The organism is Shewanella sediminis HAW-EB3 (assembly GCF_000018025.1).
GTDB lineage: Bacteria > Pseudomonadota > Gammaproteobacteria > Enterobacterales > Shewanellaceae > Shewanella > Shewanella sediminis.
Map to the genome: position 1 here is coordinate 2,457,459 of NC_009831.1, position 19,686 is coordinate 2,477,144.

16 protein-coding genes are annotated in these 19,686 nt (G+C 45.1%); 7 read left to right on the forward strand and 9 right to left on the reverse strand.

Annotated features, from left to right (window positions below):
- Nucleotides 1-95: 95 nt before the first annotated feature.
- The 7 genes from aspS to SSED_RS10565 all read left to right on the forward strand — a co-directional run bounded on the left by aspS (nucleotide 96) and on the right by SSED_RS10565 (nucleotide 9,486).
- On the forward strand, nucleotides 96-1,883 hold the full coding sequence (aspS, locus tag SSED_RS10535) for an aspartate--tRNA ligase (protein WP_012142374.1): 1,788 nt from the start codon (nucleotides 96-98) through the stop codon (nucleotides 1,881-1,883).
- An 87-nt stretch (nucleotides 1,884-1,970) separates the two neighbouring features.
- On the forward strand, nucleotides 1,971-2,717 hold the full coding sequence (locus SSED_RS10540; protein WP_012142375.1) for a YebC/PmpR family DNA-binding transcriptional regulator: 747 nt from the start codon (nucleotides 1,971-1,973) through the stop codon (nucleotides 2,715-2,717).
- Nucleotides 2,718-2,720: 3 nt separating this feature from the next.
- On the forward strand, nucleotides 2,721-3,242 hold the full coding sequence (gene ruvC / locus SSED_RS10545) for a crossover junction endodeoxyribonuclease RuvC (RefSeq protein WP_012142376.1): 522 nt from the start codon (nucleotides 2,721-2,723) through the stop codon (nucleotides 3,240-3,242).
- Nucleotides 3,239-3,856 carry a Holliday junction branch migration protein RuvA gene (ruvA, locus tag SSED_RS10550; protein WP_012142377.1) on the forward strand — a complete coding sequence of 206 codons (618 nt, stop codon included), beginning with the start codon at nucleotides 3,239-3,241 and terminating at the stop codon, nucleotides 3,854-3,856. Before ruvC ends, ruvA begins: the two co-directional genes overlap by 4 nt.
- 23 nt (nucleotides 3,857-3,879) lie before the next feature.
- On the forward strand, nucleotides 3,880-4,896 hold the full coding sequence (gene ruvB, locus SSED_RS10555) for a Holliday junction branch migration DNA helicase RuvB (protein WP_012142378.1): 1,017 nt from the start codon (nucleotides 3,880-3,882) through the stop codon (nucleotides 4,894-4,896).
- A gap of 239 nt (nucleotides 4,897-5,135) precedes the next feature.
- Nucleotides 5,136-6,152 carry a formylglycine-generating enzyme family protein gene (locus SSED_RS10560; protein ID WP_012142379.1) on the forward strand — a complete coding sequence of 339 codons (1,017 nt, stop codon included), beginning with the start codon at nucleotides 5,136-5,138 and terminating at the stop codon, nucleotides 6,150-6,152.
- An 808-nt stretch (nucleotides 6,153-6,960) separates the two neighbouring features.
- Nucleotides 6,961-9,486 carry a TonB-dependent receptor gene (locus SSED_RS10565; protein ID WP_012142380.1) on the forward strand — a complete coding sequence of 842 codons (2,526 nt, stop codon included), beginning with the start codon at nucleotides 6,961-6,963 and terminating at the stop codon, nucleotides 9,484-9,486.
- A gap of 342 nt (nucleotides 9,487-9,828) precedes the next feature.
- Here SSED_RS10565 and gloA read toward each other — a convergent pair whose 3' ends face one another.
- The 9 genes from gloA to SSED_RS10610 form a co-directional block, all read right to left on the reverse strand.
- Nucleotides 9,829-10,239, reverse strand: coding sequence for a lactoylglutathione lyase (gloA, locus tag SSED_RS10570; RefSeq protein ID WP_012142381.1), 411 nt, complete (start codon nucleotides 10,237-10,239; stop codon nucleotides 9,829-9,831).
- Nucleotides 10,240-10,900: 661 nt separating this feature from the next.
- Entirely contained in the window at nucleotides 10,901-11,539 is a 639-nt protein-coding gene (nth, locus tag SSED_RS10575; protein ID WP_012142382.1) for an endonuclease III, read from the reverse strand.
- Nucleotides 11,540-11,571: 32 nt separating this feature from the next.
- Nucleotides 11,572-12,282 (reverse strand): electron transport complex subunit E, encoded by a 711-nt coding sequence (locus tag SSED_RS10580; RefSeq protein ID WP_012142383.1) that lies wholly within the window; start codon nucleotides 12,280-12,282, stop codon nucleotides 11,572-11,574.
- Entirely contained in the window at nucleotides 12,279-12,917 is a 639-nt protein-coding gene (rsxG, locus tag SSED_RS10585) for an electron transport complex subunit RsxG (RefSeq protein ID WP_190273201.1), read from the reverse strand. The genes SSED_RS10580 and rsxG overlap by 4 nt, the downstream gene beginning before the upstream one ends.
- Before the next feature lie 17 nt (nucleotides 12,918-12,934).
- Nucleotides 12,935-13,987: an electron transport complex subunit RsxD gene (rsxD, locus tag SSED_RS10590; RefSeq protein ID WP_012142385.1), complete on the reverse strand. Its 1,053-nt coding sequence runs from the start codon at nucleotides 13,985-13,987 to the stop codon at nucleotides 12,935-12,937.
- Between the two features lie 3 nt (nucleotides 13,988-13,990).
- Complete coding sequence (rsxC, locus tag SSED_RS10595; RefSeq protein ID WP_012142386.1) at nucleotides 13,991-16,519, reverse strand: electron transport complex subunit RsxC; 2,529 nt, start codon at nucleotides 16,517-16,519, stop codon at nucleotides 13,991-13,993.
- Entirely contained in the window at nucleotides 16,513-17,082 is a 570-nt protein-coding gene (rsxB, locus tag SSED_RS10600) for an electron transport complex subunit RsxB (protein ID WP_012142387.1), read from the reverse strand. Before rsxB ends, rsxC begins: the two co-directional genes overlap by 7 nt.
- A 2-nt stretch (nucleotides 17,083-17,084) precedes the next feature.
- Nucleotides 17,085-17,663 carry an electron transport complex subunit RsxA gene (rsxA, locus tag SSED_RS10605; RefSeq protein ID WP_012142388.1) on the reverse strand — a complete coding sequence of 193 codons (579 nt, stop codon included), beginning with the start codon at nucleotides 17,661-17,663 and terminating at the stop codon, nucleotides 17,085-17,087.
- A gap of 108 nt (nucleotides 17,664-17,771) precedes the next feature.
- Nucleotides 17,772-19,670 (reverse strand): EAL domain-containing protein, encoded by a 1,899-nt coding sequence (locus SSED_RS10610; RefSeq protein ID WP_012142389.1) that lies wholly within the window; start codon nucleotides 19,668-19,670, stop codon nucleotides 17,772-17,774.
- Nucleotides 19,671-19,686 lie beyond the last annotated feature (16 nt).

Below are 19,686 nucleotides of genomic sequence, written 5' to 3' on the forward strand. Positions count from 1 at the left end.
TGGTTTTGTAATCGGCAATATTTAACTATAATGCCGCTTTTGTCTTGTTTAGAATATTCCTCAGCCATAGGTTTGCGGATAAAGGAAAGAGTTAGATGCGCAGTCAATATTGTGGAGACGTCAATAAGTCTCACGTTGGACAAGAAGTGACCCTAGTGGGTTGGGTAAATCGTAGTCGTGACTTAGGCGGCGTTGTCTTTCTCGATCTTCGTGATAGAGAAGGTATTGTTCAAGTAGTTTATGATCCTGATTTACCGGAAGTATTCGATGTCGCTAGCACGCTGCGCAGTGAGTTTTGTGTACAAGTAACGGGTTTGGTCCGTGCACGTCCTGATAGTCAAGTTAATAAAGATATGCGCACCGGTGAAATTGAAATTCTAGGCAAGGGCCTGACAATTTTAAATAGCGCTGCTCCTTTGCCTATCAACATGGATAAGAACCAGCACAACACCGAAGAGCAGCGATTGAAATATCGTTACCTGGATCTACGTCGTCCCGAGATGGCAGATAGAATTGTATTTCGTTCGAAAGTGACCAGTGCCGTTCGCCGTTTCCTGGATGATAGTGGGTTCCTGGACATCGAAACGCCGATATTGACCAAGGCTACCCCGGAAGGTGCTCGTGACTACTTAGTTCCGAGTCGCACATACAAAGGGCAGTTCTTTGCACTTCCTCAGTCACCACAGCTGTTTAAGCAACTTCTGATGATGTCAGGATTTGACCGTTATTATCAAATCGTAAAATGCTTCCGAGATGAAGATCTGCGCGCCGATCGTCAACCTGAATTTACTCAGATTGATATCGAGACCTCTTTCATGAGCTCTGCCGAAGTGATGGCTAAGACTGAAGAGATGACTCGTGGTTTATTTAAAGATCTGTTAAACGTCGATCTGGGCGAGTTTCCTAAGATGACCTTTGCCGAGGCGATGCGTCGTTTTGGTTCTGACAAACCGGATCTGCGTAACCCTCTCGAACTGATTGATGTTGCCGATATCCTGAAAGATGTCGAGTTTAAAGTCTTCCAGGAGCCGGCTAACGATCCTGCAGGCCGAGTGGCCGTTCTTTGTATCCCAGGTGGTGCAAAACTGTCACGTAAACAGCTCGATGAATATGCGAAATATGCCACTATCTACGGTGCTAAAGGTTTAGCATGGATGAAGGTAAATGATCTTGATAAGGGTCTGGAAGGCATTCAATCTCCGGTACTTAAGTTCCTGAACGAAGATGTTGTTAACGGTTTGCTTGAGCGTACTAACGCTAAAACTGGCGATCTGATCTTGTTCGGTGCCGATAAAGCGAACATTGTAGCCGAGGCTATGGGCGCACTTCGTCTTAAAGCCGGTGAAGATTTTGACTTGCTCAATGGTGAGTGGAAACCGCTATGGGTTGTAGACTTCCCAATGTTTGAACCTACATCTGATGGTGGATTGCATGCGATGCATCATCCATTCACTGCACCTATGGGGATCACGCCTGAACAGCTTGAAGCTGATCCAACAGCCGCTATCTCTGATGCCTATGACATGGTACTCAATGGTTGCGAACTCGGTGGTGGTTCAGTACGTATTCATAACAGTGAAATGCAATCTGCTGTATTCCGTATTTTGGGTATCGAAGAGGAAGAGGCTAATGAAAAATTTGGTTTCCTACTCGAGGCGCTACGTTATGGAACACCGCCACATGCAGGTTTGGCATTTGGCTTAGACCGTATCGTTATGTTGATGACGGGTGCGACATCTATTCGCGATGTAATGGCATTCCCGAAAACGACAACTGCTGCATGTCCATTAACCAATGCTCCTGGCTTCGCTAATCCTGCTCAACTTGTTGAGTTAGGCGTCAATGTTATCGAAAGCGAAGATAACAAAGAAGAACAAGAGTAATAACCAGATCGGCCGGGTGAATTCCCGGCTGTTTCGAGCCCATTGTATTTATCGTTTTAATTAGGCTCGAATTAAGGAGAGTGAGATATGGCAGGTCATAGTAAATGGGACAACATCAAGCATCGCAAAGCGGCGCAAGATGCAAAACGCGGCAAGCTTTTTACAAAATTCATCCGTGAACTTACTGTTGCTGCCCGTGAAGGTGGATCGGATGTCGATTCTAACCCTCGCCTTCGTGCCGCTATTGATAAAGCCTTATCTAATAACATGACGCGTGACACCGTTGAGCGTGCGATTAAACGTGGTGCCGGCGAACTCGATGGCCAAGTATTGGAAACCATTATGTATGAAGGCTATGGCCCAGGCGGTACAGCTGTGATGGTTGAAACCATGACAGACAACAAAAACCGTACTGTATCGGGTGTTCGTAATGCATTCAGTAAGTCGGGGGGCAATTTAGGTACAGATGGTTCAGTATCTTATCTCTTCGAGAAACGAGGCGTTATCTCCTACGCTGAAGGCGCAGATGAAGACACCATTATGGATGCAGCGCTCGATGCCGGTGCCGATGATGTAGTCACTCATGAAGATGGCTCGATTGATGTGTTTACCACACCCGAGGACTTTGGCGCGGTTAAAGATGCGCTGGATGCGACCGAGCTTGTGGCTATCAATGCCGAAGTGACGATGATCCCATCGACGAAAGCCGAACTCGATGCCAGCACCGCACCCAAATTTATTCGCTTAATCGATAACCTCGAAGATCATGATGATGTTCAAGAGGTATACCATAATGCAGATATCTCCGATGAGATCATGGAATCCTTAGATTAAAACATGTCAATTATTCTCGGTGTGGATCCAGGTTCAAGGATCACCGGTTATGGTGTGATCCAGTGTATTGGTAGGCACCAGACATATTTAGGAAGTGGTTGTATTCGCACCGCTTCCGATGACCTACCTTATCGACTTAAACAGATTTTTGATGGCGTTTCTGAAATCATACGTCAATATCAGCCCGATGAGTTTGCCATTGAACGCGTCTTTATGGCGAAGAATGCCGATTCGGCACTTAAACTTGGCCAGGCTCGCGGCGCTGCAATTGTTGCTGCAACCAATGCCGATCTGCCGGTAGCCGAATACTCCGCAACTCAGATAAAAAGTGCGGTTGTTGGAACGGGTAAAGCGCAGAAATCTCAAGTTCAACATATGGTTCAACAGATCCTCAAATTACCCGCCGCTCCCCAGGCCGATGCTGCCGACGCATTAGGCGTCGCTATCTGCCATTTTCATACCAGCCAAAGTTTAATCGCTTTGGGGGGAAGAGCTAACGCAAGAACTTATGGACGTTACAGATGATTGGTCGCTTAAGAGGGTTACTTGTTGAGAAGCAAGCACCTGAAATTTTACTTGAAGTGCAGGGGTTAGGTTACGAAGTTCAGATGCCGTTAACCAGCTTTTATGAACTCCCTGAGCTCAATCAGGAAGCCATTGTATATACCCATTTCGTAGTGCGTGAAGATGCTCAACTACTTTACGGTTTTATCACCAAACAGGAACGCGCACTTTTTCGGTTACTGATAAAAACCAATGGTGTCGGGCCAAAGCTGGCTCTGACCATACTCTCAGGAATGACCGCAAGTGAATTTGTTGCCTGCGTCGAACGTGATGATATTGCGACCTTAGTTAAGTTGCCCGGTGTGGGTAAGAAAACAGCCGAGAGATTGCTAGTAGAGATGCGTGATAAGCTTAAGAGTCTGATGGAGGCATCGGCAGGCTCTGAGCGTGAATTTATGCTTAAGTCTAATTACACACCCGCACCTGTGATTAATACCGCAGAAGAAGATGCCATTGCCGCACTATTGTCTCTCGGGTATAAGCCTGCACAGGCAAGTAAGGCCGTCTCAGCGGTATATCAAGATGGCATGGACTCAGAGACATTGATTAAATCGTCACTGAAATCGATGTTATAAACTGAGTGAATGAAGAGATACTGATGATAGAAGCCGATCGTTTAATCCATGCTGAGCCTCAAGGGCCCGAAGAGCGTGATGAGCAGATAGACAGGGCGATGCGCCCTAAGTTGCTCGATGAGTATACGGGTCAAGATGATACCAGAGCTCAGTTAAAGATATTTATTAAAGCGGCGCAAAATCGCGGTGAGGCTCTCGATCATATGCTGATCTATGGCCCTCCGGGGCTTGGAAAGACTACATTGGCGATGATTGTCGCCAATGAGATGGGGGTAAATATTAAATCTACCTCGGGACCTGTGCTGGAAAAAGCCGGCGATCTTGCTGCACTCCTGACTAATCTTGAGCCTGGTGATGTCCTGTTTATCGATGAGATCCACCGCCTTAGTTCGGTAGTCGAGGAGATCCTTTATCCGGCTATGGAGGATTACCAACTAGATATCATGATTGGTGAAGGCCCGGCAGCTCGTTCAATCAAATTGGATCTGCCTCCCTTTACGCTTATTGGCGCTACTACGAGAGCTGGGGCGTTAACTTCGCCACTGCGCGCAAGATTTGGTATTCCTCTCAGGTTAGAGTTTTATAACACGAAAGATCTCAGTTCAATTGTATCGCGTTCGGCTAATGTCCTCGAGTTGCCCATCGATGATGAAGGTGCAATAGAGCTGGCCAAGCGCTCTCGTGGAACGCCGCGGATCGCCAATCGTTTGTTACGACGAGTACGAGATTTTGCTGAGGTAAAGCACGATGGCGAAATCAATAAAGCTGTGGCAGATCTGGCATTAGATATGTTGGATATCGATTCCGAAGGTTTCGACTATATGGATAGGAAGCTATTGCTGGCCATCATAGATAAGTTTATGGGGGGACCCGTAGGCCTCGATAACTTAGCCGCTGCGATTGGCGAAGAGAGAGAGACCATCGAAGATGTGTTAGAGCCCTTTTTGATCCAACAGGGATTTATCCAACGTACACCAAGAGGGCGTATTGCCACAGACCGTGCTTACCGCCATTTCGACATCATTCAACCTGAAAAATAGCACTGAAATTTGCCAGAGGCCTTAAGTTATTAGTATCAGGCCTTTGGTTAATAAGTCACATTCCCCTAATAAGCCATCCACTCTCCTGGCCTGGCAGATCCACATAGACCCGTTCTGTTTTAAGTAATTGAAAAATCATTCACATTTCTTGCACATTGTTTTTGTAAAGTTCTTGGTAATACCAATCAGTATAAACAGCGTTATTAAGCTTTTATGAGCATTCAATACCAAGGTACTTTATGAACAAAATATCAATTACTCTACTCGCTTGCGCCTCAATCTTAAATTTATCTGGTTGTAATTTGGGAGATGACACGGCTTCTGAAGAAAAAACAGTTATTGAAGAGCCAAGTGATGACCCTACCGGAATCGAACTCCCTGCTGATATTGATCTTGTTGATATTTCCGGAGGTGTTTTCGAAATGGGAGGCTATTCTATGTCGGGTGATTCTCCTGTTGTTAGTGTAACAGTATCCGATTTTGCCATTTCTGACACTGAAGTCACGAATGCTCAGTATACTGAGTTTTTAAATTCCGCTTATATCGATGGATGGATTAGCGTTGAGCTTCAAACCACAAATGATCCATGTGGAAAATATGAAGAGTATATGGTTGTAGCAACAGGTGTAGCCCCACATAGTGGCGAAATTTACTTACAACTAGGCGAAACTGGTGGTTGTACTAGTGGAGGCGAGGAAGAAAATATTAATAATAAAAGTTGGATATCATTCAACAGTGAGTCCTTTGAACTGATTGATGAAGCCAAAGCAGATTGGCCGGTTAATTGGGTTAAGTGGTATGGCGCCGATGCATATGCTCTATATTATGGAGTATCTCTTCCTACAGAAGCTCAATGGGAGTACGCAGCAAAAGGAAGTTATGACTATGAATATCCAACAGATGACGGAACTTTAGATGAATTAAAAGCCAATTACAATGGTGATAAACCAGGTTTCTATAATCCTGATGGACACTCGATTGCAGTTCGTTCATATGCTCCAAATCCTTTCGGCTTATATGATATGGGAGGCAATGTTTGGGAGTGGTGTGCGGATTACTATGATGCTAATTTTTATGCTGACGGCACCATAGATCCTGTAAACAACTCGGCTAATCCAGAAGAGACACGTGTTCGTCGTGGAGGCTCATGGAACTATCATGCAGCAACGCTTTTAAGCTATGCAAGAGCGTATGATTTTGAAAGCCGAGGCAATAACCACTTTGGTTTTCGAATTGTTCAAAATCCAATTGAATAATTTCTTAAAAGTACCAGCACCTCATCATAGGCAGGATTTTTAGTGTCGATATAGGCAAAGGATAGAAAAAGGTTCTTGGTATTATCTGGTTACGTCGCCAAACCCGAATTAAAAACATACCCAAAAGCCATGAATGTTTATTTTGTTCAGCAAGTCAGTTCTGCATGTAAATATATTAATTCAAATCTGTTTTGTTTTGCGCCATTTCATCTGTTAACAACTTAATTGGTATTTATTGATTATGTCAAAGATATTAATGCGCATAGCCCTGTGCGCTCAGATGTTTACTGGTGCGCTAAGTTGGTAATATTTACGTCTCAAAAGTATCGAGGTGTAACTGCATCGTTTTGTTACAAATGCATAATATTTTGGCATTTTACAGGATAACTAACTGTATGGAGGCTTACAATTTTATCAATTCAAGAAAGTTGAGCTTGTAAGAGTGTAAAATACTGTTTCAAGGAACTTGTCCTGCCCATTAATAAAATCCACTTTCGTGACGCGCGTCACAGTTTTGGTATTTTGCATGGTTAGTGAAAGGTTGCAGCTTGTGCAGTTTTAAAAACTGTTAAATTTAACTCTTGCCAGTTATAAAAACTAAATAAGCGGGTTTATTAATAACTGATTAGATTGATTTAACGCTTTCCTTACAATGTAGGTTGCTTTGTTTAACAGTTATTTTTAATAAGTTAATTGTTTGAGTGATTGACTGTATTAAGGTGAAACTTCAGTATCAATTTCAACGCCAATAAATAAATCCAAAAGGCGTAATAAAAATAAATAAGCATAAGTTAGGGAGTAAGTCTTAATGATAAGAACATCGCAGCATTCTCGTAGTAAATTAGCCTCAGCAATTAAATTTGGTTTAATTGCTTCAGTATCAACCACAGCATTTACCGTATCAACAAGTGCGGTGGCAGAAGAAGCTAAAGTCGAACGTATTGCAGTAACCGGCTCCCGTATTCAACGACAAGATATGGAAACAGCATCTCCTGTAACAGTGATTGATGCTGCGACTATCAAAGCTGAAGGTTTCACTTCAGTAGACCAAATGCTACAAGCACAAACTTCTATGGCTGGTGCCGCAATGGGTTCAAGCACCAACAATGGCTCAGACGGTGTTGCTCAGGTTGACCTTCGTGGTATGGGCTCGCAGCGTACGCTGGTATTGTTAAATGGTCGCCGCATGGTGAACTCAGGTTCTGGTGCTGACAGCGCTGTGGATCTGAACTCTATTCCTGTCGCTATGATTGCACGTGTCGAGATCCTTAAAGACGGCGCTTCAGCGGTATATGGTTCAGACGCCATTGCCGGTGTTGTAAACATTATCACTAAGAAAGATTTTGAAGGCTTCCAGATTGATGTTACTGGTGGCATGACTGATAAGAGCGACGGTGAAAACGGCGAAATCAGTGCCCTTTACGGTTTTAATACTGATACGGGTAACTACACATTCGGTGCGGCTTACTCCGAGCGTCGTGGTGTGGTTCAGTCTGACCGTGACTGGACAGATCCTGGTGCCAGCTCATTCATTCCAAACGGGTCATTGGGCGGAATGGTTAAAGATGAGAATGGTAACTGGGTTGACCGTGAAGAAGGCTACGATTATACACAAGACAGCTTTTATCAAACGCCGAGTAAGCGTTATAGCTTGTTCGCTAACATGACGCAAGAACTTGGCGATGATCTGGTGCTAACGGGTGATATCCTTTACACCAAGCGTAAGTCAAACCAGCAGTTGGCGCCACAACCAGCTAATCTCGACCTTGATGTTTGTGAAGCAGGTGACGATCCTACTAAGTGTGTAGAGCTTGACCAAGATATGATCGATGCAGGCATCACGCCAAACGACAAAGGCCAAGTTAACTACAGAAAACGCATGAGTGACGTTGGTCCTCGTATCTATACTCAGGACACTGATACATTACGCGTCTCTGCAGGTCTAGCAGGTTCAATTGATGTTAATACCGGTATGGATTGGGATCTTGCGTACACTTACGGTAAAAACAAAGCTAAAACAGCGGTAGAAAACTCAATCAATGCATCAATCATGACGGATGCAATCTATGCAGATCAAGATCCTTGGTTGACAGGTCAGCCGATGACAGACCAGGATTTGCTGAACAGTGTTGCTTACACTGAAGAAGCTGATGGTGGTAATGAGCAACATGTATTCTCTGCGGGTCTAACGGGTGAGTTATTTGACCTTGATGCCGGTGCTGTGGCATATGCAATCGGTGCTGAATACCGTTACGAAAGCGGTTACTACAACCCAGACCCTATTGTGGTTGCGGGTGAAAGTACTGCTGCACAGCAAGATCCAACAGATGGTAACTACAATGTAATTTCTGTATTCCAGGAAGTCAGCGTGCCATTTACGGATAAGCTGACCGGTGAATTCGCACTTCGTTTTGACGATTACTCAACATTTGGTAATGCGTCAACCTGGAAAATTGGTCTAACATACGAAGCGACAGATGATTTGATGATCCGCACCGTAGCAGCGACGGGCTTCCGTGCTCCTAGCGTTAGCGAGCTATACGGCGGAAACTCAGGTTCATTCGATTACCTGGATGATCCATGGGGTAATGAGCAAGACCCACAGATCTTAGTGATTCGTACCTCTGATGAAGATCTTAAACCTGAAGAGTCTGAGTCATATACTGCGGGCTTAGTGTATTCGCCTAGCTATGTGGATGGCATGTCGTTAACTGTAGATTACTGGCGCTTTAAAGTTAAAAACGCGATTGCTCGCATGGATACACAAAATGGCCTAAACAACTGTTTTGCAGGTGATCAGGCGGCATGTGAAGCGTTCAACATTGGACCAAACGGCGATCTAGATAACCTAACAAACTCGCTAACTAACGTAGGCTACCAAGATACAAGCGGTATCGATTTTAACTTAGCCTATAGCTTTGAAGCGTTGAGCTTAGATTGGACAATAAGCAATGATACCACCTATTTGCTGAACTTTGAGCAAGATGGCGTTGATTACACAAATACCATCGATGGTAATTTCGGTGCTTATGCTCAAGTTCGTAACAACTTCAGCATTAAAGCGGGTCAAGATGATTGGAGCGTCATGTACTTCAACCGTTATATTGGTGAAATGGATGACTTAGGTGAAGGTACTAAGGTTGATGCTATTCTATATCACAACGTATCAGCATCTTATTACTTCAATGATACTTGGATGGTGAGTGCGGGCGTTAAGAACCTGACTGACGAAGAGCCATCAAATGTGTCTAACGGTAGTGCCGGTGGTACTGTACCAGAAGTGTATGACACCATTGGTCGCCAATATTACGCTGGCGTAACCGTCAAGTTCTAGTGAAAAAACATCGTTAACTCGATGGAGAAAAGCGCCGTAAGGCGCTTTTTTTATGCTTGTTGAAACAGTAATACCAATCGGTATAAAGGTGTGGTCACTCAGCGAGAGTTTAGCGCTTGTGAGGCAAGGCAACGAGTGAGGAACATAGTTATTCTACGTTTAAGCTCGTTAACGCCGTATCACAAGTGCTAAAACTCGCCATTCAGGAGTATTTTTGGCAGCCTACTTCTGTGTTGAATGAGTTCAAAAGGGATCACCATTCCTCACTCTTTCGCCTTGAATTATGCAGCCAAAAATAACTCTGAGTTGACCACTTTCTTATACCGATTGGTATAAATAACGTTAACCTAATCCTTGGGTTGCCGAGCTCATCTGAATTAATTCGATCTTATAACCGTCTGGATCTTCAACGAAGGCTATTTCTGTACTCCCGCCAGCCACAGGGCCCGGTGCCCTAACAATCTTACCGCCGGCATTTTCGATGGCCTTACAGCGGGCATAGATATCCTCTTCTCCAATGGCTAGGTGGCCAAAGGCATTTCCTTGATCATAGCTATCAGTGTCCCAGTTATGGGTGAGTTCGATCACGGCACTACCCGTTGACTCATCATCGAATCCGACAAAGGCGAGTGTGTAGCGGTACTCACTATTTTCAGATTTTCGCAGTAGCTTCATTCCCATGATTTGGGTATAAAAATGTATGCTTTTTTCTAAGTTAGCGACACGGATCATGGTGTGTAGAAGTTGAGACATGGTTACCTCGAGTGATTTATTATTTATGGCTGCGATTATAGCCGAATACTTTAGATTAGGTCCGCGTGATGATCAGAAAATATCGTTATTTATTAACTTGAGTTGATACCAATCGGAATAAAGATGTGATCGCTCAGCGAGAGTTTAGCGCTTCAGAGGCAAGGCCATTAATTGCTCCTGCATAAATGGCATTTGCAACATCCATGTTGCTCGCAACGAGTGAAGAACCTAGTTATTCTACGTTTAAGCTCGTTAACACAGCATCGGATGCACTAAAACTCGCCTTTCAGGAGTGTTTTTGGCGGCCTACTTCTGCGTTGAATAACTTCAGAAGGGATCACCATTCCCTCATCCATTCGCCTTGAATTAGTTTGCCAAAAAAACTCTGAGTAGATCACTTTCTTATACCGGTTGGTATTAGATCACACTTTCAATATTTATCGGTTTGAATCTATGTTATTTCTTTAGATAATGCGATAGGGAACTATCACTACCATCTAATGAGAGTCTTAAATGAACACAGAATTAAAAATGGCCGTCAGTACCACAGTTATCATTGGCGTGTTTTTATCGGTTTTCTTCGTTTGCTTGTTCTAAGCGTAAAGCGAAAATGCAGATAAATAAAAAGCCGCTATGCGGCTTTTTTTGTTTCGGATAATGCTTACTCAGGATAGACTTTGTCTTTGAATTCACAAAGTTCTTCAATCAGGCAACTGCCACAGCGGGGCTTTCTTGCTATGCAGGTGTAGCGTCCGTGAAGGATGAACCAGTGATGTACGTCGACCATAAACTCACTGGGGACCACTTTCAGCATCTTATCCTCGACATCGACAACATTCTTGCCCATTGCAAATTTTGTTCTGTTAGCGACTCGGAAAATATGCGTGTCGATGGCAATGGTAGGCCATCCAAATGCGGTATTGAGTACCACATTGGCGGTTTTTCTGCCTACACCCGGTAGTGATTCGAGCGCTTCGCGATCCTCCGGCACTTCACCATTAAACTTTTCGATGAGTATTTCACAGGCCTTAATAACATTAATTGCCTTGTTGTTATAAAGACCAATTGTCTTTATATACTCTTTTAGACCATCAACACCCAGAGCGTGGATGGCGTGGGCCGTATTGGCAACGGGGAATAGCTTATCGGTGGCTTTATTGACACTGACGTCAGTTGCCTGAGCCGAGAGTGTGACCGCAACGAGCAACTCAAACGGACTGGAGAAATTAAGCTCAGTTTCGGGGTGAGGGTTATTCTCTCTTAAGATCTCAAGGATCTGTATTCGTTTAGACTTGTTCATCTCTTTTTCTTTACTCTTTTAATGAATGCAGATTAGCTAACTTTCGTTATTCTGGCACGAGTAACCGTTTCGGTTACAGCGGGCGTCGTTGAGCGGTCAGCAATTTGCTTATCGACAATATTTTTGAATGCTATCAGGAAGCCCATACCGATAAATGCCCCTGGTGGTAACATGGCGAGCAAGAAGTTGGTATCGACCTGCCAAAGGTGAATCGTGAGGCTGGCCGCCCAATCGCCAAGCAGCAGATCTGCGCCTTCAAATAGCGTCCCTTGCCCTAAGATCTCACGAGACGCTCCGAGTACGGCAAGGACAAGCAGAAAGCCTAAGCCCATCATGAAGCCATCGAAAGCGGACTTAAGCAAAGAGTTGCGTGATGCAAAAGCCTCGGCACGTCCAATGATCACGCAGTTGGTGACGATCAGCGGCAGGAAAATGCCCAGTGAGAGGTATAGGCCGTAAGCATAAGCATTAATCAGCAGTTGCACACAGGTGACCAGGGCAGCGATTATCATGACAAATACAGGGATACGGATCTCTCGCGGAACATAAAATTTCACCAGTGAGACCAGCACATTCGAACCAATGAGCACGGCCATAGTCGCAAGGCCTAGCCCCAGAGCATTGGTCAGTGTCGCCGTGACAGCAAGCAGAGGGCAAAGTCCTAGCAGTTGCACTAAACCAGGGTTATTTTTCCATAACCCTTGTATTGCAATCGTCTTGTATTCATTCAGCACACTATTCATTGGTAGTTAACCTCGCAATTTGCAGGCCTTGTTAGCAAGGTATCTTTATTTGAATTGAAATACAGCAGGGCATTCTTTACCGCTTTAACGTAGGCTCTGGGAGTAATGGTTGCACCGGTAAATTGATCGAAATCTCCGCCATCTTTTTTGACCAGCCAGAGTCTATCCTTTTCATCTTGTATGCTTCTATTATTAAAGCCCAATACCCAATCTGATTTTCTTAAATCAATCTTGTCACCAAGGCCTGGCGTCTCTGAGTGATTCAGGGTTCTTACACCCAGTACTTCACCCGCGGTATTGATGCCTATGATGAGTCTGATATTACCGTTATATCCGTCAGGCGCAACAGCTTCTATTGCGATAGCAACGGGAAGACTCTGCTTAGTCGCTATGTATGAAGACAAGGGCTCATCGATACCTAATGCATCTTCATCATGAATAAGAATACAGTATTCAGTGAGTTCATTATCATGAAGTTCATCGGGGACGATTTGATGTAACACCCGTTTTAACTCGAGTCGCTGCTGCTGCTTTATCTTGTCGAAGGTTTGCTGGTTGACGACAGCCACGAGTGCAGTACAAAAAAGTGCGAATACACCCAGTAGCAAACCGTTTTTTATCATAGATTTTTTCAAGTAAAACTCCGGTCTGCTTAAGTCGCTGATCTATGGCCGTAGGCCCTAGGTTTCATGTAATGATCGATAAAAGGAGCACAGAGGTTGGCTAATAAAATGGCAAATGCAAAGGCATCCGGATAGCCACCAAACGTTCGAATGATATAAACCAGGATACCGATCAAGGCGCCAAAGACTAAGCGTCCTCTTACGCTGGTTGCCGCCGTTACAGGATCGGTAGCAATGAAGAAGGCTGCCAACATGGTTGCACCAGAAAACAGATGCAACAGGGGACCAGTAAATGTATCGGGGTTAAGCAGGTAGCCAACACCGGAACAGATAAACAGGGCAGCTAATATGCCGGCAGTGATATGCCAACGAATGACCTTGAGTTTCAACATGACTAAGCCACCGGCAAGATATGCCAGGTTGACCCAAAACCAACCCACACCAAATCCATCTGAAAAGATAGCTTTTGAAAGACTCTCGGTTGTAGTCAGACCCATGGCCAAATCCGTTTTGATGGTATCGAGTGGGGTTGCCATCGATATGCCATCAAACCCGAGTTTATAGGCATTGATCTCAGACGAAGAGGCGCCGGTGAAAATCATCTGTAGACTATGAATAAAGTCTACCGGCTGACTCGCTATCACTGAGGGGGCAACCCAACTCGTCATCTGTACAGGAAATGAGATCAGTAACATGACATAGGCCGCCATGGCAGGGTTAAAAATATTATGCCCAAGACCGCCGTAAAGTTGTTTGACTATCACTATCGCAAACAGGGTTCCTATCACAGTTACCCACCAAGGTGCGAGGGGGGGAATTGCGATACCTATGAGCAATCCTGTTAGTAGCGCGCTGTTATCTCTGAGTGTATCAGTGACGTTGCGTGCTCTGAGTTTAAGTACAACTGCTTCACTTAATAATGCAACGCTCATGGCGAGCAGGGCTTGTATAACAGTACCCCAGCCAAAAAAGAAACACTGCACCGCGACACCGGGTAGGGCACATAAGATGACACGCTGCATTAAAGAGCTGGTCTGAAAACTACGACTCAAATGAGGCGAAGAGGCAATCTTAAACGCCATCAGTTATTCCTTTTCACTTTCTGTTTTTAACATTGCTTTTTTAGCCTTTGCCTTGGCGACCGCTGCGGCTATCCGTGCTTTCTTATCATCGACCGGGGAAGCTACCTCTTGTGGTGCGTCGCTTGCGTCTACAGAAGCCACAAGCTCATCACTGCTACCAGTTTCAGAGGCTTTCTGCGCGGCCTTTTTAGCCTTTGCTCTGGCAACGGCTGCAGCAATCTTAGCTTTTTTATCATCGACGGGGAGGGCTACCTCTTGTGATGGATTGCTTATGTCTACAGAAGCCACAAGTTCATCACCGCTACCAGTTTCAGAGGCTTTCTGCGCGGCCTTTTTAGCCTTAGCCCTGGCAACGGCTGCAGCAATCTTAGCTTTTTTATCATCGACGGGGAGGGCTACCTCTTGTGATGGATTGCTTATGTCTACAGAAGTCACAAGTTCATCACCGCTACCAGTTTCAGAGGCTTTCTGCGCGGCCTTTTTAGCCTTAGCCCTGGCAACGGCTGCAGCAATCTTAGCTTTCTTATCATCGACGGGGGGGGCTACCTCTTGTGATGGCTTGCTTGTGTCTACAGAAGCCGCCAGCATATCATTGCTATCAGTTTCAGAGGCTTGCTGCGCGGCCTTTTTAGCCTTAGCCCTGGCAACCGCTGCGGCAATCTTAGCTTTCTTATCATCGACGGGGGTGACCACCTCTTGTGACGGCTTACTTACGTCTACAGAAGCCGCCAGCTGTTCATTGCTATCAGTTTCAGAATCTTGCTGCGCTGCCTTTTTAGCCTTTGCTCTGGCAACTGCTGCAGCAATTTGAGCCTTCTTATCATCGCCCGAATTGGCCTCTGTAGGCTGTGAATGGCCTGAGGCGTCATCAGGTTTATTTTGCGCGGCCTTCGTAGCCTTAGCACGAGCAATTGCTGCAGAGACATCCTTGCGCTTATTATCGGGAGTGTCTGGTGCATTAGTGGGGACATTTGAGCCCGAAGCAGCCTTTTTGGCTTTAATTCTGGCCATGGCCTCAGCTACGGCATCTTTATCTGTAGTGGACATATTTGATTTACGTCGTTCGGCGGCTTCTTTTTGCTTCGCTTCACGGGCGAGTCGTTCATCCTCTAACCGCTGAGTTCTCAATTCAAATCTTTGCTTAGCCAGTTCGGCTTGTTTCTTCTCTTCAGCTTCCGTCTTTACCGCAGATTTGGCGATCCTGTAATACTCGACCAGTGGAATATTACTGGGACAAACGTAGGTACAACATCCACATTCGATGCAATCTGCAAGATTGAAATTGACGGCTTTATCGTATTCTTTGGCTTTTGCATGCCAAAACAGTTGTTGTGGCAAGAGTTGAGCCGGGCATACTTGAGCACACTCTCCACAGCGTATACAGGCTAGTTCTTTTGCGGCCGGGGCCAGCTCATTACTATCGGGCAAGAGTAGACAGTTACTGCCCTTTATGATGGGTGCGCTGTCATTGTATAGGGCATAACCCATCATGGGGCCACCGATAATAACCTTATCGGTCTCATTGCCTCTGAACCCTGTCTGAGTTAACAGGTGAGATATTGGTGTACCAATAGGTACCCAATAATTACCGGGACTGGATGTGTTATTGCCGGTGACAGTGACAACCCGTTCAATAAGCGGGTAGCTTCTTAAGACCGCATCTGTGATAGCGTAGCTGGTCGCTATGTTTTGGACGACTATCCCGAGTTGTGCCGGAATAGAACCTGAAGGCACCTCTTCACCGGTTAAAATCTGTATTAACTGTTTCTCGCCGCCGGAAGGATAAAGTGTAGGGACACTGGTTATCCTGACTCCCTCTTTGGGGAGTTGACTGCGGTTTAACGCGTGGTGCATCTCTTCGATAGCTTCAGGCTTGTTATCTTCAACTGCGATTATCAGCCGTTTAGGCTGAAGCAGACGGTGGATAATGGCGATCCCTAAGCATATCGCATCACTATGCTCGCGCATGAGCATGTCATCGGCTGTGATGTATGGCTCACATTCAATGGCGTTGATGATCAGCAGTTCAATGTCACTGGCAGGGTTGAGCTTGATATGGGTAGGAAATGCCGCGCCGCCGAGACCTGCGATACCGGCATCCTGAATTTTTCTTAAGATCTCTTGGTTTGACCAAGATGCAATGTCGCTCCATGAGAGTGGGGCATGTATATCAGGTGTAAGTGTATCCTGCCCATCAGGGGTAATGACACAACTTAGCACCGGAAGCCCGGATGCATGGTTACTGGGACGCTGTTCAATCTTAGTCACATGACCCGATGTCGGTGCATGAACAGGCAGGTGACCAAAGTGGGTGCCGCGTGTTAAAAGCATGCCCTTAGTGACATAATCGCCCTCTGAGATAGCGAGGACTGACGATTCACCGACTTGGTTCAGCGGGACGATATACTCATCGGCTAAGGCCAATGATGCAATGGAAGTTCTGTTTGAGAGGGTCTTTCTCTCCGGGGGGTGGATACCGCCAATTGAACGCCAAAGTGTTCCTTTATCAATCTGTTCAAATAAAGTTAGCACTGGCAATCCTCATCCAAGGTTTTTACGGGAATAGCATTAAGCTTCCAATCCCAATTTTTCACGGTTTGTTCAACGGGGAGCATATCTATGCAATCAACCGGGCAGGGCGCTACGCAAAGGTCACAGCCGGTGCAGTAGTCGGTGATAACTGTGTGCATCAACTTACCGCTGCCTAAGATGGCATCGACAGGACAGGCTTGAATGCACTTAGTGCAGCCTATACATTCCTCTTCACGGATATAAGCGACTTTCTTGACTTGTACCTCTTCGGTGGCCGAAAGGGGCTCAGGTTCAACCCCTGCCATCTCGGCTAACTTTTCCATCGTGGCACTGCCACCGGGCGGGCACAAATTGATTTTTTCGCCGTTGGCAATCGCCTCGGCGTAGGGACGGCAGCCAGGATATCCACACTGACCACATTGAGTCTGAGGCAGGAGAGCTTCTAACTGGTCGACAAGTGGATCGCCCTCCACTTTAAATTTCTCTGCGGCAAAACCGAGTAAAATACCAAACAAGAGTGCCAGAATTGTCAGTAAAATTATTGCGATAAAAATTCCGGACATACTTATTTAACCAATCCTGTAAAACCCATAAATGCAAGAGACATCAGACCCGCTGTGATCATCGCAATGGCTCCTCCTCTGAACGGAAGAGGCACATCGGCTGCGGCAAGGCGCTCACGCATGGCCGAAAATAGGATCAACACCAGAGAAAAACCGACAGCAGCCCCAAACCCATAGATAGCTGACTCGATAAAGTTATGTTTCTCACTGATATTCAGTAAGGCAACACCGAGCACGGCACAGTTAGTTGTGATAAGAGGAAGGTATATCCCCAGAGCCCTGTAGAGAGAGGCACTGGTTTTTTGGACAAGCATTTCGGTAAATTGAACAACGACGGCAATGACTAAAATAAAGCTCATCGTTCTCAGGTAGCCCAGCTCAAAAGGCAGTAACAGATATTGGTTAACCAAGTAGCTCAATACGGACGCGAGAGTAAGGACAAACGTCGTGGCCATCGACATCCCAATGGCTGATTCGAGCTTGCTGGACACTCCCATGAAAGGGCATAAACCAAGGAATTTGACTAATACAAAGTTGTTGACCAACACAGTGCTGATCAATAGCAGGAGATATTCACTCATCTCTTATTCATTTTTGAAGGCAATTATCACTCTATTATCGACTTTTCTGTGTCTATAAACAACACATAGAATACAAGGTTTTACTGAAATTGTTCTTTTGCTTCGTTATTACTCTATCGTCTGTGCAGCTTGGGGTTGTGAAATATAGTAACCTTGTAAACCATCGACGTGCATTCTCTCCAATACCAGCTTCTCTTCCTGACGTTCAACACTCGTCGCAATAACCCTGATACCGAGCCTTCTGGCTATATCGACGATCATCTTAATGAAAAACTTATTGTTAGTGTCCTCAACAATCCCATCGGTGTAGCTTCCGTCGAGTTTGATATAGTCGGGTCTCACCTCTTTAAAAAATTTAAAGGAGGTAAAGCCCATACCAAAGTGTTCGACTGAAACCCTGGCACCAACGCTATGCATAATTCGAACAAACTTATGGCTGGCAGATAAATTGGATTGCATGCCAGATTCATTGACTTCAAATACTAATCTGGCTGCGATATGACGTTGTTTTGCGAGTAGATCTTTAATCCAGGCGACAAAATCATCTTGCATAATAGAAGAGGCACTAATATTTATGCCGTAGGCTCCGGACATGGCAGGGGTATTAATCAGCATCTTAATCGTGTTTATGATGATGAGTTTATCGAGATCTAACATCATGCCGTGGCGCTCAGCCATTGCGATAACCGTAGTGGTTGGTAGAAACTTCCCTTCACTGTTATAGAAACGGGTCAGCAACTCTTTATAAACTAATACCTCGGTTCTACAGGGGTGGATCGGTTGCTGATAAAATTTAAGAGCTTGTCTGTGAATAAGGTCATCGATGGCCTCTTTCCAGCGTGTGTCCCCGTATACCTCATCGCCATTAAACTTATCCTGCATATAAAAACAGTTTGGTCCCAATGTTTGGGCAATGCTTACCGCCGTATCTGCCAATGTGAGTAATTTGACCGTGTCACTGTCGTGTTGATAAGGCACAAGCCCAACATGAGCGACGGATTCGGTATTCAGGGATTGTTGGTATTCGTCAAATAGCGATTTTAATGATTCAAGAAAGGGTATGCCATCTTTAAGGATAAGACCTGGAATGAACACAGCAAAATCGGCTGTCGAAATTCTGTAGCATTCTGAGTCCGGAAAATCACTCAGAGATTTGCGAATGCAGTTGGCGACTTCTAATAAATAGTCGTCACCGGCAGTACGACCAAAGTTATCATTTACTTGTGCCAATTCAGAGGCTTTTACAATCGCCATCAGACCAATGTGCTCTTTACTCAGTTCTGAAAAAGATTCTAATTTTTGTGTAAATACGGTGCGTGTGGCTAAGCCGGTAACAGGGTCTTGATAAGCGACTTTTGCCAACTTTTCATTCTCATCGGCGGCTTGTTCTAAGTTCGTCTTGAGCTTTACTTTTAACTTTTCCAGCGCCAGTCCAATAGGTTTTAACTCTGAGCCGAGTTTTGAGGCTTCAAAAGCGACAAATGAGTGATTTGAAAGGCCTGCAATATAGTTAGCCGAGTATCTGATCGCCCGCTTAAGCCTTAACATCAAGAGAAAAAAAGTGACGGCAACAAGCAGGTACGCCGTTCCCAAGATGATTATTGCATTTTGAAAATTAGCTATTGCAGCATCGACGATATCTTCTTTGAAAAGCTTTATCTGTAGTCTGCCCTCTTCGAAAGTGCGGGTATCAGACATCTCTATTGGAAATAGTGGAGCCAGAGGGTGATTAGAAACCGAAATTAACTCGCCTTGGGTAAGGTTATAGCTGCTATCCGTACTATGGATATATTGAAAGAATTGAAATTTGTCCTGTTTTTCTAATTCGGCTAAGAGTTCATTGCCATGGGACGGCAAGGTTTGTTCGGTATTAAAGCTATTTTGATAAAGTGCGAGTCTGGAATGGGCTTTTTCTGAGAGTAAATGGGTTTGTTCTACGTATACGAGGAAACAGATACCGACAAAGAGGACAAATAAAAAGCTTTGAAATATTTTTGTTAAGCTCATAAAGAATCCATACGCA